The organism is Segatella copri, assembly GCF_015074785.1.
Taxonomy (GTDB): domain Bacteria; phylum Bacteroidota; class Bacteroidia; order Bacteroidales; family Bacteroidaceae; genus Prevotella.
Window position 1 is genome coordinate 2915001 of record NZ_CP042464.1, and the last position, 16660, is coordinate 2931660.

General features: G+C 46.3%; 13 protein-coding genes and 1 rRNA gene (1 of these 14 running past the window's edge). 9 read left to right on the forward strand and 5 right to left on the reverse strand.

Annotation, left to right across the window (positions count from 1 at the left end; translation table 11 throughout):
• Positions 1–1151: ribosomal RNA gene (locus tag FO447_RS12050) — 16S ribosomal RNA — on the reverse strand (it extends 381 nt beyond the left edge of the window).
• Between the two features lie 464 nt (positions 1152–1615).
• Positions 1616–3811, reverse strand: a complete 2196-nt coding sequence (locus FO447_RS12055; protein WP_200756514.1) for an alpha-galactosidase — start codon at positions 3809–3811, stop codon at positions 1616–1618.
• Between the two features lie 327 nt (positions 3812–4138).
• On the opposite strand from FO447_RS12055, the gene trhA reads away from it, so the two are divergent.
• The 8 genes from trhA (at position 4139) to FO447_RS12095 (ending at position 11814) form a co-directional block, all read left to right on the forward strand.
• The gene (trhA, locus tag FO447_RS12060; protein WP_117695654.1) at positions 4139–4795 is read left to right on the forward strand and encodes a PAQR family membrane homeostasis protein TrhA; all 657 of its coding nucleotides are present in this window, start codon (positions 4139–4141) and stop codon (positions 4793–4795) included.
• Positions 4796–5037: 242 nt separating this feature from the next.
• A complete protein-coding gene (locus FO447_RS12065) occupies positions 5038–5862 on the forward strand; it encodes an ABC transporter ATP-binding protein (protein WP_200756515.1) in 825 nt (274 codons plus the stop codon).
• Positions 5863–5876: 14 nt separating this feature from the next.
• Positions 5877–6722, forward strand: coding sequence for a hypothetical protein (locus tag FO447_RS12070; RefSeq protein WP_200756516.1), 846 nt, complete (start codon positions 5877–5879; stop codon positions 6720–6722).
• Positions 6723–6741: 19 nt separating this feature from the next.
• Positions 6742–7113 (forward strand): GntR family transcriptional regulator, encoded by a 372-nt coding sequence (locus FO447_RS12075; RefSeq protein WP_200756517.1) that lies wholly within the window; start codon positions 6742–6744, stop codon positions 7111–7113.
• 161 nt (positions 7114–7274) lie between these two features.
• Complete coding sequence (locus FO447_RS12080) at positions 7275–7991, forward strand: ABC transporter ATP-binding protein (protein WP_006848206.1); 717 nt, start codon at positions 7275–7277, stop codon at positions 7989–7991.
• A 96-nt stretch (positions 7992–8087) separates the two neighbouring features.
• Complete coding sequence (locus tag FO447_RS12085; RefSeq protein WP_200756518.1) at positions 8088–9347, forward strand: ABC transporter permease; 1260 nt, start codon at positions 8088–8090, stop codon at positions 9345–9347.
• Positions 9348–9423: 76 nt separating this feature from the next.
• Positions 9424–10671, forward strand: coding sequence for an ABC transporter permease (locus FO447_RS12090; protein WP_118065455.1), 1248 nt, complete (start codon positions 9424–9426; stop codon positions 10669–10671).
• 24 nt (positions 10672–10695) lie between these two features.
• Entirely contained in the window at positions 10696–11814 is a 1119-nt protein-coding gene (locus FO447_RS12095; protein ID WP_006848209.1) for an efflux RND transporter periplasmic adaptor subunit, read from the forward strand.
• Between the two features lie 37 nt (positions 11815–11851).
• Here FO447_RS12095 and nagB read toward each other — a convergent pair whose 3' ends face one another.
• From nagB to FO447_RS12110, 3 genes are all read right to left on the reverse strand, one after another.
• Complete coding sequence (gene nagB / locus FO447_RS12100; RefSeq protein ID WP_200756520.1) at positions 11852–12643, reverse strand: glucosamine-6-phosphate deaminase; 792 nt, start codon at positions 12641–12643, stop codon at positions 11852–11854.
• An 85-nt stretch (positions 12644–12728) separates the two neighbouring features.
• On the reverse strand, positions 12729–13181 hold the full coding sequence (locus tag FO447_RS12105; protein WP_200756522.1) for a DUF6078 family protein: 453 nt from the start codon (positions 13179–13181) through the stop codon (positions 12729–12731).
• A 310-nt stretch (positions 13182–13491) separates the two neighbouring features.
• Entirely contained in the window at positions 13492–14757 is a 1266-nt protein-coding gene (locus FO447_RS12110; RefSeq protein ID WP_200756524.1) for a VapE domain-containing protein, read from the reverse strand.
• A gap of 406 nt (positions 14758–15163) precedes the next feature.
• Here FO447_RS12110 and FO447_RS12115 point away from each other — a divergent pair, with 406 nt between their 5' ends.
• The gene (locus tag FO447_RS12115; protein ID WP_200756526.1) at positions 15164–16546 is read left to right on the forward strand and encodes a hypothetical protein; all 1383 of its coding nucleotides are present in this window, start codon (positions 15164–15166) and stop codon (positions 16544–16546) included.
• Positions 16547–16660 lie beyond the last annotated feature (114 nt).

Here is a 16660-nt window from a genome sequence, read left to right on the forward strand (position 1 = left end):
CCAGAGTGCCCAGCTTAACCTGATGGCAACTAAGGAGAGGGGTTGCGCTCGTTATGGCACTTAAGCCGACACCTCACGGCACGAGCTGACGACAACCATGCAGCACCTTCACAGAGACCCCGAAGGGCGTCATTGTCTCCAAATCCTTCCTCTGCAATTCAAGCCCGGGTAAGGTTCCTCGCGTATCATCGAATTAAACCACATGCTCCTCCGCTTGTGCGGGCCCCCGTCAATTCCTTTGAGTTTCACCGTTGCCGGCGTACTCCCCAGGTGGGATGCTTAATGCTTTCGCTTGGCCGCTGACCTATTCAGACCAACAGCGGGCATCCATCGTTTACCGTGCGGACTACCAGGGTATCTAATCCTGTTCGATACCCGCACTTTCGAGCTTCAGCGTCAGTTGCGCTCCAGTGAGCTGCCTTCGCAATCGGAGTTCTTCGTGATATCTAAGCATTTCACCGCTACACCACGAATTCCGCCCACTTTGTGCGTACTCAAGGAAACCAGTTCGCGCTGCAGTGCAGACGTTGAGCGTCTACATTTCACAACACGCTTAATCTCCGGCCTACGCTCCCTTTAAACCCAATAAATCCGGATAACGCCCGGACCTTCCGTATTACCGCGGCTGCTGGCACGGAATTAGCCGGTCCTTATTCATAAGGTACATGCAAAAAGAGTCACGACTCTCACTTTATTCCCTTATAAAAGCAGTTTACAACCCATAGGGCCGTCATCCTGCACGCTACTTGGCTGGTTCAGGCTCTCGCCCATTGACCAATATTCCTCACTGCTGCCTCCCGTAGGAGTTTGGACCGTGTCTCAGTTCCAATGTGGGGGACCTTCCTCTCAGAACCCCTACTGATCGTCGCCTTGGTGGGCCGTTACCCCGCCAACAAGCTAATCAGACGCATCCCCATCCATCACCGATAAATCTTTAATCTCCTTCAGATGTCTTCTAGAGACGTCATTGGGTATTAGTCTTACTTTCGCAAGGTTATCCCCAAGTGGTGGGCAGGTTGGATACGCGTTACTCACCCGTGCGCCGGTCGACGCCCATCAAAAGCAAGCTTTCGATGTCGTTTCCCCTCGACTTGCATGTGTTAAGCCTGTAGCTAGCGTTCATCCTGAGCCAGGATCAAACTCTCCATTGTAAAATATCATTTTTACTTCTTGCCTCATTGCTGAAGCAATCGGTGTTTGTTATCTGTACTTAGGACGAATATCCTTTTCGTTTATTGAAGCTTAGTAAACCTGACTTGTCAATTGCTTGACGGTTCGTTTCTTTTACCCAGTTTCTTTATACTCCCTATATAATATAAGGTGTAATCCAAAACCGCTTCTTGTACTACTTGTCTGTTTATGTAAAATCTTTCAAAGAACTCTTTCTTTAATCGCTAAGAGAAAGCGTATTTCTCAAAAGCGAGTGCAAAAGTACAAACATTTTCCGAAACCGCCAAACATTTTCCGGAAAAAGTTTAGAAATTAACAGTATTTTAACACTTTCATCTTATTTTGCACTAATTTTGATACCAATCACTTTATTATATACATACACGCGCTCATATCTGCGTGTGGGCACACAAGCATGCGCATATACATAAATGGTACCAGAAAACTATTCTGCCTCCAAATAGAGAACACGAGACGACCAGTCGTTCTTCTTTCCCCAGTCTACCTCATGAACATACGGCATTTCCAAGCCATGTTCCATAAGATACTTACCAGAGTAAGATTTTCCCTCGCAATCAAGAGGCTTGTTATCAATTACATCTAACTCTTTTACCTTATATATTTTATTCTCATCCAAACCAGCCATCTTAACTCTTGGCAAATGAACATTATAGAAGTTTGCCAATTTCCACCAATAGAAGACAGCCTTGTCTTTTGCTTCACTAACATACATAATAGAAGACAAGCCCTGATTATCGTACGGAGAAACCAAACGATAAAGGTCGCCAAGCTGAACAACAGGACGGATCTCTTTGTATTCAGAGATAGCCTTTCGGCAGAGAGCCTTTTCCTCATCCGTCATATTCTTTGGCTGGATTTCCATTCCAAGACGTCCGCTCATAGCTACATCAATACGATACTTCAAAGAAGTAGTGCGGAATACGGTATGGTTTGGCACTGCAGAGATATGACTTGCCATGGCGATGGCTGGGAAGAAATAGCTGGTTCCATACTGCATATAAATACGCTGCATGGCATCCGTATTATCACTTACCCAAAACTCATCAAAACCACGGAGCATGCCCCAATTGGCACGGCCACCGCCACTTGCGCAACATTGAATCACCACATCCTTATACTTAGCACGAATACGGTCGATAACCTTCGCAAATCCCTGATGATAAGCAATGTAGAGATGACTCTGATCGGCTGCAGACAAGTATTGGCTACCATGATTCATAATAGCCATATTGGCATCCCACTTGATGTAGGCTATATCTGGATATTTAGTAAGTAAATTGTCTACTACACCGAAAACAAAGTCCTGTACTTTTGGATTTGAGAGATCGAGCACCAACTGAGTACCGCCACGGCCCAGAACAGCATCTCGCTTAGGAGCCTTGATAACCCAATCAGGATGCTTCTCATAGAGCATACTGGTAGTATTGGTCATTTCCGGTTCGATCCAGATACCAAACTTTACCTGGTTTTTTCTGGCATCGCTCAGCAAGCCTTCAATGCCATTAGGAAGTTTCTTGGTATCAACCACCCAGTCGCCGAGTGCACAGTTATCAGTAACACGAGGATATTTGGTTCCGAACCATCCATCATCCATCACGAAGAGTTCACCACCCATACTATGGATATCAGCCATCATCTGGTCCATTCCCTTCTGGTTGATGTCGAAATAAACACCTTCCCAAGAGTTGAGCAAGATATCACGCTCCTTATCTCCATGTGCCAAGATATATTTGCGTCCCCATTTATGGAAGTTTCTACTTGCACCGCTCAAGCCCTGTGTTGAATAGGTCAAAGCGAGTGCAGGAGTTTTGAAAGTCTCACCTTTCTTAAGATGATATTCAGAGTTCTGTTCATTAATACCGGCAAAGAAATAATGATATTCGGTATCATCGGTAACCGTCTTCAGCTTATAGTTACCGCTATAAACCAAGGCTGCACCAATAACATTACCCGCATTTTCCTGTCCTTTACCATCGAGCGAGAACATGACTTCTGCATGATCGGTATGCGAATTGCGGGTACCATCATTGTTTCGGATTACAAATTCTCCTGGCTGCAGTTTTTCATGACTCAATTGTCCCTCTGCTGCCCAAGTACCGGAAAGATGACTCATCCAGACATCTCCACGACGGATAGGAAGCATAGCCGATGCGAAGGTAGTCAGGGTAACAGTACCCTTTTCACCATTCAGAATCTCGGTCCATGCCTCAATCATATCAACATCATTGTATGCACGATACTTCAAATCTACCTTTATATTATATACAGGATCTTTCAGATGAACGGTCGTAACAGAAGCATTTCCTTCGTTCTTCACATCACAGCCCGTAGCCACGAGTGCAGTTGAAAGATTGCCATCACTATGACGCATGGCAAGCGCCGCTTCAGCTGGAGTATTCAGTCCGTAAGCCGGATAAGCATCCATACGGCCATCAGTAGCGACCTTCAGATTCTGCAAATCGTTAGGATTCAACTTAGTACCGAAATAGAGATACTGGGCAGGTTTTCCATTCTCAACATCGAGAATGAGCGACATACCCTTTGTATTTACAGATACTTTTTCTGCCATCGCCGGAAGTGCGACAGTCATCAATATAAGTGCAATTGATTTTAACTTCATATTACCTTTCTAAGTTATTAGTTGCGTTTATAGTTTCAATTTTGTGAGAGATGATTTCTCATTTTCACATCGCAAAATTATAAAAAAATCCAATACATTCCAATACTTTTTTGATTTATTTTTCGAAGAAAGCAGAAAAGGACAAACAATCAGCAAATAAAGCAAAGAAAACACTTTAGAAATCGAAAGAATTCCTAAAAGATAGTCCACTTTAAGAAATTCTTAGTATCTTTGCAATGTTATAGCTGATAACGATTTAGGTATAGTGGCTTGAATGCCCTATTTCTCAAAATCAGCAGAATGTGTAACGAAAAGATATATAGAGATATGAAACTAAAGATACATTTCAGTCATAAAGAAGAACTTTGGAACTCATGGTCGCATGCAGGAGGTATCCTGATGGGCTTTGTCGTGGGAGCCATCTTCTTATATTGGTGTTTTACGATGCATAACGGATGGGCTACGGCGGGAGTTATCCTCTATCTGTTCGGTATGCTGATGTCTTACATCGCCTCAACGGTTTACCATGCCGTTTCTGCCTGGAGCAAATGGAAGGAGCGACTGCGCAAATGGGACCATGCCGCCATCTACTGGCATATTGCCGGTTCTTACTCGCCAATCACGCTCATTGCGATGCGAGACCAGGGATATTGGGGATGGAGCCTCTTTATCTTTATCTGGGCTTGCGCCATTGCCGGAACCATCATGAGTTTTGCCAGACTCAAGGATCACAGCAACCTGGAGACCATCTGCTTTGTAGGCATGGGATTGTCGGTACTGGTTGCCTTTAAACCTTTGATAGACTCCGTATCCACCGCCACAGTCTGGTGGATTATTGCCGAAGGCGTCTGCTACATTACGGGCGCCGTATTCTACAGTATCAACAAGAAGAAATACATGCATTCCGTGTTCCATTTCTTCGTTTTAGCTGGTAGTATCTGCCACATCATTGCAGTTTGGGACATTCTCATGAAATATATCTAAACGACTTAAGAATAAGGATCAAGGCATCGGGAAGTTTTTGCTTTCCGATGCCTTTGTTTTTTTATAAAGTTCTATATTACAAGACATTCATCCATATCATACTCTTCTTATAATATAATAAGGTGGAATTGTTAACAATACGTTAAAGTATGAAAATAATTGCCCAAAAGTTTGGAACTTATCGCAGAAAAGCATACCTTTGCAGTGTTCTATTGAAGTAGTACACTAAAACATCAAAGATTATGATACAGATTAAAGACATTGATTTCAGATACCCAGGTAGCAAGCACCTTGTATTTAGAGATTTCTCTTTGGAACTCAAGGAGAACAACATTTATGGCTTGCTCGGCAAGAACGGTACAGGCAAGAGCACCCTGCTCTACCTCATCAGCGGATTGCTCCGCCAGCAACAAGGTACCATTCTCGTGGATGGCATTTCGGCACAAGATCGCAAAGCCGAGATGCTGAAGGACATCTTCATGGTGCCCGAAGAGTTTGAACTGCCCAACGTTTCCCTCGCCACCTACGTGAAGATGAACCAGGGGTTCTATCCTAACTTCTCGCAGGAAGTGCTGGACCGTTGCCTCAAGGATTTTGATTTACCACTCTCTCTCAAGTTGAACGAACTCTCGATGGGACAGAAGAAGAAGGTATTCATGAGTTTCGCACTCGCCACGGGTACCCGCTTTCTTCTGATGGACGAGCCAACCAATGGTCTCGACATCCCATCGAAGAGCCAGTTCCGTAAGGTCATCGCCAATAACATGACGGAAGACCGCACCCTCATCATCTCTACTCATCAGGTGCACGATGTAGAGTCGTTGCTCGACCACATCATCATCATGAACCAGAGCCAGCTTCTGCTCGACGCTTCGGTTTCAGACATCTGCGAGAAATACACCTTCGAATACCGCAACCCACAGGAGATGGACGACACCGTGCTCTACGCCGAGCCAACCCTGCAGGGCAATGCCGCCATCTGCAAGCAACAGGAGGGTGAGCAGGAAACACAGATGAACCTGGAGTTGCTCTTCAATGCAGTAATTAATGGAAAATTAAACGATTAAATGATTAGACGATTATGAAAAAGAATTTCGATTTAAATAGATTAGGAATGGTTATCCGTTGGGATGTATTAAACAACTGGACCTATAATTTGGGAATCATTGCAGGACTCGCTATCTGTTTTTCAATTGCAAACATCATCCGGCTTTACAGAATTAGTGGCTTTATTGCAGCATCCCATGAACTAGATGCCATGACCGACAGTTATAAGGAATCCGCATATATGTTCTTTGGATTCATTTCTTTTATGGTCATTTACGTATTGGCATCTTGCATCTTCAGAAACATGAAGACCAAGTTACAGCGCGAAAGTTTCCTGATGCTTCCTGCCACTAACCTGGAAAAATATGTGGCTCGATTTCTGGTTGTTACCGTTGGTGGTCTTGTGACTTTGCTAGGAGCCTTGGTCATTTCAGATATTATCCAGCTCATCTTTAGCTTTTTCATCACTCCAGGCTTCCATATCAGCCTTACATGGCCAGTACTCAGCCACACCATTTTTGCCCTTTCACCAATAGACAATTCTTGGCAAACAATTCTGGCAGTCTACTCCTTCCTGATATTTGCCCATTCCTTCGCAACCCTGGGAGGAGCCTTCTACCGTAAGTTTCCTGTGCTTCTGACAGCATGTACGGGATTAGCACTTTGTCTGATTTTGGGTTATATTATCAACGAACTGGGTGAAGCCGGATGGCTTGATTTCATAGGAACCTTGCACATCGAAGAGTGTTCTTCTGCTCAATATTGTACTGTATTCACCTCGTCTGCAGTATTTCTTGCTTTGGCTGCCTTCAACTATTGGGCATCCTACAAGCTCTTCACCCGTATGCAGGTTATCTGCAACAAGTGGATCAACATCTAAGAATTAAAATTTGAAGATTATGAATTTCAGTAACGATAAAGCAATATACGTACAGATAGCCGAGCGATTGAGCGATGAGATTCTGGCGGGCAAGTACAAGGAAGACGAACGAATACCGAGCGTCAGGGAATACGCCGTGCTGCTGGAGGTAAATGCCAACACAACCGTGAAGGCATACGACCTGCTTGCCAACGATGAGATCATCTACAACAAGCGAGGCCTGGGCTACTTTGTTTCCGCTGGAGCCAAGAAGCAGATTAAGAAAACCCGCAAAAAGGAGTTTATGAAAGAAAGACTCCCGGAACTCGCTCGACAAATGCAGCTTCTCGACATCTCCATCGATGAAGTGAAGGAAGAGTTGGAGAAGAATCTCAAAAAGATAAAGATATGATGACACTATTCATCCTCAAATATATATTTATAGCTTCTGTCTTTGCCTTATATATAATAAGGTGTATGTAATAACGTTTTTAAAAAAGAGTTACGCTTGCAACTTTCAGAAAGTTGCAAGCGTCTAATGGTTTAAATTGATATCCATAAAACGAAAGTAATATGTCATTAATTCATCTAAAAGACGTCAACAAGACCTACCAGGGTGCTCAGCCACTCCATGTGCTGAAGGGCATCGACCTCGACATCGAACGTGGCGAGTTCGTCAGCATCATGGGTGCTTCCGGCTCGGGAAAATCCACCTTATTAAATATACTGGGTATTCTCGACAACTACGATACGGGCGAATACCGACTCAACGATGTGCTCATCAAAGACCTCTCGGAAACCCGTGCTGCCGAATACCGCAACAAGATGATCGGCTTCATCTTCCAGTCGTTCAACCTCATCTCGTTCAAGACGGCGGTGGAAAACGTAGAGCTTCCACTCTTCTACCAGGGCGTGAGCCGCAAGAAGCGCCACGAACTGGCGATGGAATATCTAGAAAAACTGGGCTTGAAGCAATGGGCCAACCATTATCCTAACGAGATGTCGGGAGGACAGAAGCAGCGTGTAGCCATCGCCCGTGCCCTCATCACCAAACCGGAAATCATCCTAGCCGATGAGCCTACCGGAGCCCTCGACTCCAAAACGAGCGTGGAAGTGATGGACCTGTTGAAGGAACTGCACCAGAAAGAGGGAATGACCATCGTGGTGGTAACCCACGAAAGCGGTGTTGCCAACGAGACCGATAAGGTTATCCATATCAAGGACGGACTCATCGGAAGCATCGAAGACAACAGAGACCATCATCTCGTATCGAAAGACTACGTGAAGTAAGAAGTTTATAGTTTAAAGTTTATAGTTAATAGGGCAGAACTGCTGATGGCGCCAGCCCTCTATAAACTATCAACTATTAATTATTAACTAAAAATAATGAGAGAATTAATCAAGGAAATATGGAGTACGTCGAAGCGCAACAAGCTCCGCACTTCGCTTACGGGATTTGCCGTTGCCTGGGGAATCTTCATGCTGATATTCCTACTGGGCGCCGGCAACGGACTGATTAATGCCCAGTTGCAGCAAAGCACCCGATTCCTTGCCAACTCCATGCGAGTATTCCCGGGCGAAACCTCCAAGGCTTACAAGGGACTGAAGGAAGGCAGAAGCATCACGCTCAACGACAAGGATATCCTCATCAGCAACAAGACCTACGGTCAATACATAGATGATGTGGGCGGAAGACTGGAACAGTATAACGTGAACATCAACTATGGCGATAATTATGTGGCAAGCCAGTCATTGGTGGGTGTGGCTCCTACGCATCCCAAAATCGACAAGACGGAGCTGATTGCCGGACGATTCATCAACGAAATCGATATGAAGGAGCAGCGCAAGAATGTGGTACTGAGCCGAAGCCAGGCCAAGGAACTCTGCAAAGACTATCGTTCGCTGGTGGGCAAGAACGTAAAGATCAGCAATCTCAACTTCCAGGTGGTGGGAATCTACAAGGATGATGAATCGCGCAACAATACCGAAGCCTTCATCGCCTACTCCACCATAAAGACCATCTACGCCAAGGGCGATGATGCGGGAAGTCTGGAGTTTACCATCAAGAACCTGAAGACCAGGGAGGACAATAAGCAGTTTGAAAAGAACTATCGTGCCAGCATCAACAACAACCATCAGGCAGCACCTGATGACGAGCGAACCATCTGGCTCTGGAACCGATACATGGACAATATCCAGATGAACCAGGGAATCGCCATCATGCAGACGGCACTCTGGATAGTAGGTCTGTTCACCCTGCTGAGCGGAATCGTGGGCGTAAGCAACATCATGCTCATCACCGTGAAGGAGCGAACCCGAGAGTTTGGCGTAAGAAAAGCCATCGGAGCCAAGCCTTGGTCGATACTGAAGCTCATCATCACCGAGAGCATCATCATCACCTCGTTCTTCGGCTACATCGGAATGGTATGTGGCGTGGCGGCAAACGAAATCATGGACGCAACCATCGGCCACACCACCGTAGATACCGGACTGTTTAAAGCCGCCATGTTTGTGAATCCTACGGTGGGCATCGGCACCTGCATCGGTGCCACCATCACCATCGTCATCGCAGGCACCATCGCCGGACTCATCCCAGCCATCAAGGCTGCAAGAATCCGACCGATAGAGGCGCTGAGAGCAGAGTAATGCAAAATGTTGAATGCTAAGTGTTGAATGTTGAATTCATTCTTGCTTACACCTTATTATATATATAGAATAGGCTATGCGATTAGATTTAGATACATATAAAGAGATTCTCGACACCATCACGAGGAACAAGAGCCGCAGTCTGCTTACGGGCTTCGGCGTGTTCTGGGGCGTGTTTATGCTCATCGCCCTGATGGGTGGCGGACAGGGACTGAAGGAGATGCTGCAAAACAACTTCACAGGCTTTGCCACCAACACCGCCATCATCTGGGCGCAGAACACCACCAAACCCTACAAGGGATTCAACAAGGGGCGCTCCTGGCAGATGGAAGAGAAAGACCTGGACAGATTGCGCCACCAGGTGCCCGAACTCGATGTCATTACCCCGCTGCTCTTCGGCGGCAACAAGTCGGTGGTGTTTGGAGACAAAAAATTCAGCGGCAGCACCCAGGGCGTAAATCCTGACTACGCCAAAGTTTCTGCGCCACAGATGTTTTACGGCAGATACATCAACGAGATGGATGTGCGCCAGCAGCGCAAGGTTTGCGTCATCGGTAAACAGATTTACAAGAATCTCTTTCCTGGCGGCGGTGATCCGTGCGGCAAGAGCGTAAGAGTAGACTCTACCTATTATATGGTGATAGGCGTAGATTACCGCTCGGGCAACGGCGTGAACTTCGGCGGTCGTGCCGATGAAACCATCACCCTGCCCCAATCGGTTTTGCGCAGCGCTTATAACCGGGGTAAGGCAGTAGACATCATAGCCACCACCGGCAAACCGGGCGTAGTGATGAGCAGCATTGCCCAGCGGATGAGAGAAACCGTGGCAAGAGCCCACAGCATCGACCCTACCGACGAAAAGGGCATTATGGTGTTCAATACCGAAGTTCTCTTCCAGATGCTCGACAACCTGTTCAAGGGCGTCAACTTCCTCATCTGGCTGGTAGGCATCGGTACCCTTCTCGCCGGCGCCATCGGAGTTTCCAATATCATGATGGTAACGGTAAAGGAGCGAACCACCGAGATAGGCATCCGCCGAGCCATCGGAGCCACGCCTAAGATGATTCTCTCGCAAATCATCTCCGAGAGTATTCTCCTCACCCTGGTAGCCGGCATGAGCGGCATTCTCTTCGGTGTTGCCATCCTGCAGATGCTAGAAGTAGGAAGTACCACGGATGGCATTCTTACCGCCCACTTCCAGGTAGATTTCTGGACGGCCATCTCTTCTGCCATCCTCATCTGCATTCTCGGCGGTCTAGCCGGACTCGCCCCTGCATGGCGAGCCATGAGCATCAAACCGGTAGATGCGATGAGAGACGAATAAAAGAAAAAATAAGATATAAAAGATATGAAAAAGTATTCAAAGTTGATTGTTGCGGCGATTGTCGCCTTGATCTTCATCGGAACCTTCGTGTTCCTTTATGAGAAATCGCAGCCTAAGCCTGTGGAGTATACTGAGTTTACTCCTAAGATGGCTGATGTTTTGAAAACTACCGTCATCACAGGCAAGATTGAGCCTCGCAACGAGGTGAGCGTAAAGCCTCAGATTAGCGGTATCATCACCGAGATTTGCAAAGAAGCGGGTGATTATGTTCAGGCGGGCGAGGTTATCGCCAAGGTAAAGGTGATTCCGGATATGGGACAGCTCAGTTCGGCTCAGGCTCGCGTGCGCCTTGCAGAAATCAACCTGAAACAGGCACAGGTGGATTATGGTCGCGAAGAACAGCTCTTCAAGAAACAGCTGGTCAGCGCCGATGAGTTTGATAAGGTAAAGCAGGCGATGAAACAGGCACGCGAGGAAGTTACCGCTGCCGAAGATGCTCTCCAGGTGGTGCGTGATGGTGTAAGCAAGAGCAATGCCAGCGCTTCTTCCACCCTCATCCGTTCTACCATCTCGGGCATTATCCTCGATATTCCGGTCAAGGTGGGTAACTCGGTGATTCTTGCCAACACTTTCAACGATGGTACTACCATCGCCAGTGTGGCCAACATGAACGACCTCATCTTCCGTGGCAATATCGATGAAACCGAAGTGGGAAGTCTCGTTACAGGAATGCCGATGAAGATTACCATCGGAGCCTTGCAGAACCTCAACTTCGAGGCTAACCTGGAGTATATCTCTCCTAAGGCTGTAGAAAACAATGGTGCCAACCAGTTTGAGGTAAAGGCAGCCATCCGTTCTACCAAGGGCGGCAAGATCCGTTCAGGCTACAGCGCCAATGCCGAGATTGTACTGGCAAAGGCTACCCATGTACTCACCGTTCCGGAGAGTGCCATCGAGTTTAGCGGCGATTCTACCTTTGTATATATCATAAAAGGTAGCGACAAGAAGAAGACTTATGAGCGCAAACAGGTAACTACCGGTTTGAGCGATGGAGTAAATATTGAAATCAAGAAAGGTCTGGGACTCAAGGACAAGGTTCGCGGTCCTCAGGTAATAGCAGAAAATAAGGATGATGACGAATAGTCATCATCCTTATTCTTTTTTATAGGCATCAGATAACTTAGATGTTATCCTTTTCGATATCCTTGAAGTAGCGGTAAGTACCCACCTTCAGTTCATCGCAGGCAATCTCATCACAAACGATGATGCCATGCTGGTGCTGCTGCAGAGCGCTGATGGTCCAAGCCTGGGTAACAGGGCCTTCGATGGCAGCCTGCAGGGCGCGCGCCTTGCTATGACCGTTGCAGAGAATCATTACCTCTCGGGCAGCCATCACGGTACCCACACCTACGGTCAGAGCCAGACTAGGTACCTTCTCAGGATCATTATCGAAGAAACGGGAGTTGGCAATCTTTGTATCTGTAGTGAGCGTCTTTACTCGTGTGCGTGAGGTTAGAGAAGAGAATGGCTCGTTGAAAGCGATATGGCCATCAGGACCGATACCACCGATAAAGAGGTCGATGCCACCCGCTTCTTCTATCATCTGCTCATAATGACGGCACTCCTCTTCCAGATTCTCGGCATTACCGTTCAGGATATGAATATTCTCCTTAGGACAGTCGATATGATTGAAGAGATTGGCAGCCATGAAAGAGTGATAGCTCTCAGGATGAGATTCCGGCAAACCTACATATTCATCCATATTGAAGGTGATGACATGCTTGAACGAAACCTTGCCTTCTTTTACCGCCTTTACCAGGTTGGCATACATGCCCTGAGGTGAAGAACCGGTTGGCAAACCCAGAACAAAAGGACGTTCAGCAGTTGGTTGAAATCTGTTAATTGTTTCAACTACATAATCAGCTGCCCACTTTGACAGCTTCTCATAATCTTTTTCGATAATAACACGCATAATCTATTTCTTATTGTTTAGTTGTAAAATTCAGAAAACAAAAATAATAAAAATCTGTTTCATTACCGCTAAAAGATGGAAAAAATTATATTTTTTTACAGCTTGAGGTATCTACTTCTTCATAGCCCTCCTGCTCTACATATTCATCAAAACCGATGCTGATATCGGCGCCATTCTGCTCGAAGAGACGCAGTAATTTCTGCTGCATATCGGGTGCGATGAGGATGGCGCCGCGCTTCGCCTTGCAATAGGTGCTTTCGCTGATATAGGGTGAAAAGTGCCAGAAATGAGGCGTATTGGCAGAAGGTATCGTACCGAACATGCGGCGGAATCCGCGTGCCATGCGTATGATCTTCTTCTGAAGACGATAGGCGCAGCCCTGCTCGCTGCAGGCTATATGGTCCGGGTTCAGAATGCTGAATACCTTCTCCGACTTACGCAACTTCTGATAACGCTCAAAACGAGCACAAAGGTGATGTACCGGGCACGCCTCCTTGAGACATACCGTATCAATGGAATGGATTGAAATATTGTTCATGTTCTTTATTTTTTAAGTTGGATAAATAATTTTTTCTTCGAAAGATTGAGAGGCTGTTATCGGCAAACAGCCAACTGGCGAACCACAGACAGCCAACTAGCCGCTATGAGAACAGTGGGCTGTTCTAGACGGACAGCTATCGGAAAAGCCTGAGAAAGAATTTTAAGAAAGGAACTGCGAAAAACTCTTCACTCTTCACCTAACCCTCGGAAACACCGATAAACAGAGGGGATTCGAGGGGTGAAGAGTTGTTTCTCACTCTTCACCCACTCTTCACCACTCTTCACCCATCTGCCGCTTAGCTATACTTTCAGATTCTTACAAGCAGATAGGCCTGACCCTTCTTGGTATGTTTCATCTTGCACCCCAGGAGTTTGAGCGACTGGCCTATGCGAATCTTGGTACTCAGATTACTGATCAGCATCGGAAATCTTTCGTGCAGAACCTCGAAAACATCCGAACAGATGAGCCATTCGCCCGTTTCATTATCCTCAGGAACACGGAAACAGCTCTTCAGCATCGATTCAAAATCATCTACCTTGAAGAAAGGAAGATTGCACTTCTGGATGCGGTCCACCTCGGCATTGGTAAACCAGTAAGGCGTCTTCTTATGGCAAAGCTCATACATAACTTGTGCATAGAGCTGGTCATAAATGATGGGTGAACCGTTGTCGATATATTCACCTGCCGGAATGTGCAGACAGACGAAGCGGCGGCTACCCGTAGGGTCGCAGAGCGGATGCTCATCATTGGTAGTTGCCAGGAAGGAAGCGTAACGCGGACGGTCATCCTGACACTTGCCGAAGATAGGGCGCCCGTTCACCTTCACCTTCGAAAGCATCTGCTTCAGCTTACCCTGCTGCGATGGTCCCATATTCGCAAACTCATCTATGTTGACATAGAGATTATGAGTGAGCGCCATCTCGGAGTCAAACTTATTGGCAAAGTTGATGTGGTCGAGGAAATACTGTCGCAGATGATCCGGCAGCAGGCGATAGGCAAAGGTACTCTTGCCGCAACCCTGCTTGCCGATAAGCACAGGAGTGGTTTCGTTGCCATGAAACATATCCATCTGCAACCAGTGGGCGACAGCTGAACGGAGCCAGGTGGCGCACCATCCCAACTGTTCACTTGTAAGCCCCGGAATCCTGCCAAAGAGTTCAGCCACATGATTCTTACCATCCCATTCCGGCAGGTTTTCGAGATATTCCCTGATAGGGTCAAACTCCGGAACCTCTTCAGAACGTACGAACTCCTCAATATCCTGTCGGGGCGACTTCTTGCCTCCCACACCCAACCGCTTGGCGTGACGGACGATAGAATTGAAAGCCTCCGGAGTCAGCACCTTCCAGGTTGAGTCAGAAGATTCCTCCTCTTCCCCACCGGTTTCCGGTTCCTCTTCTACGGGCTCCTCGGCTTCGTCCTCATTCTTTGAGAGAGTGAAATACTCGGTTTTACCACTTAGCACATTTCTACGGAAGAGATAATACTCATCGAGAAAACTCTCAACAAGAGAGAGTGCTGAAATTTCGTTTGTCATCTTATCTGATGACGATAAAGCTGTAACTTTGTTCATATATTAATTTTTTTAGTTAATAATAATCATCTTTTTGCCCTTATATATAATAAGGTGAAGAGTGGTGAAGAGTGGGTGAAGAGTTGTCTCTATCTCTTCACCCCCCGAAACCCCTCTGTTTATGGGCATTTCCGGGTTTCAGGTGAAGAGTGAAGAGTTTCAGCTCATTCATGGCTCAGCATTTCGCCGCTCTTTCGTTTTCGATTGCAAAGTTAATACTTCCCTTCACCGATTCCAAATTTTCCCCGCCACCTTCCCGCTACTTTTCTGAAATCAGGGAAGAAACAAGGGGGCTACGGGGAAAAGTATGGGGAAAAAAGAGGAAAAACAGATGCATATCCTTGCATAATCCGAAAATAAATCTTACCTTTGTGGCGAAACTTATTTTCTTAAAAACAGACTGACAATGAATGAAGAAAAAGATGAAATAGAATTCAGCTACGAAGTCTTCGACCGACAGCTCGACAACTTCTGCCGAATGCTCAGCATTCTGGTAGATGCATGGGAAGATTACAGTCCGCAGGAACTTACCTTCGATATCCGTTCGCTCTGCACCAAAGCCACCCGGCTCTGCTATATGGCAGAGAAAGATATGGTGCTGCAACACAACGACATAGCGAAACAGCGAAAGGAGCAGAACGAAACCCATGAAGTAAGCATCAGCATCATCGTAATGCAGAAGTTTACACCCCTGATGGCGCATATCATGGAAGACATGAAAAAGGGAAAACAGATAGAAGGAAAACGGATGAAAGTGGCGCCGCTGGATATGACCCGCATCCTGCCGAAACTCAACGATTTTTTCGAAACCGATGAACTGGGCAAAGGAAGTACTATCGACGTAAACGAAGTAACCAAACTCCAGAAAGAACTGTTACGCCAGGTAAAACCCACTCATATCCCCGGCGTAAAACCCGTAGAGCGCCTCTGGAATCTCTTCCAGCTATACAGCATGGCATGTTATCTGATGCTCCACTTCCGCCAGCTGAGCCATTTCACCAACCTCGCCATGAGCGAAGAGCAGACCACCCGCCTCTTCGAAATGTCGCTACAGGAATATCAGGAAGAACCAAAGGGCATCAGCGACATAGACCGATACTTTACAACCCTGGAATATGATAACAACGGAAAGCAGCTCTCCGTCAGCCAATTGCTGGAAGTAAGAAAAACGCTAAAAGACGAGGTACCGGAAAATCTGCGCCTCGACTTTATGAAATATATAAGAGACACCCAACTGCTGGGCGCCCAGCTTGCCCACGTCAATTTTACAGCACAAGAATATCTCAAGCTGGTATCAGCCACCGTAAAATGGCACATCATCGAGCAGGAAATCTACGATTTGGAACATCCCGAAGGCATTCCGGAAACCCTTCCCAACGAGGTTTTCTACAAAGTAAAAGACGGCAAATACATCGACATGCAGAATCTGAAGGCTCAGATAGCCAATATGTTGAAATTTGTTACCCGCAAGAACCATTGGTTCTGCGTATGGTGTGTATTGAATCACAACTGTATGCTTCAGGACAACCAGAACTTCGAAGCCTTTGCCACCCAGATGATGACTCCCGAATGGTTTGGCGACATCGACGATTATCTCCATTTTTCGGGCGACAATCTCCGCGACTACCGCCGTTATTTCTCAGAGATAGATTATCCGCAATGGGAGGAAAAGAAGTTTAAGGAAATCAAGGACCTTTACAACATGACGAAATGGTCAGATAAACTCCTCAGCAAGTTCCAGCATCTCTGCATCACGATGAATGGTGTGTTTGATAAGAAAAGCCTCTGATTACGGCTTGTTTTATGCATAAAAACGTCATTTAAATACCTGATTTACAAAATAATATTAAAAGTTCACAAATTTGTGGTCCACAACCTTGTGAACTTTCATTTTTTTACTTAT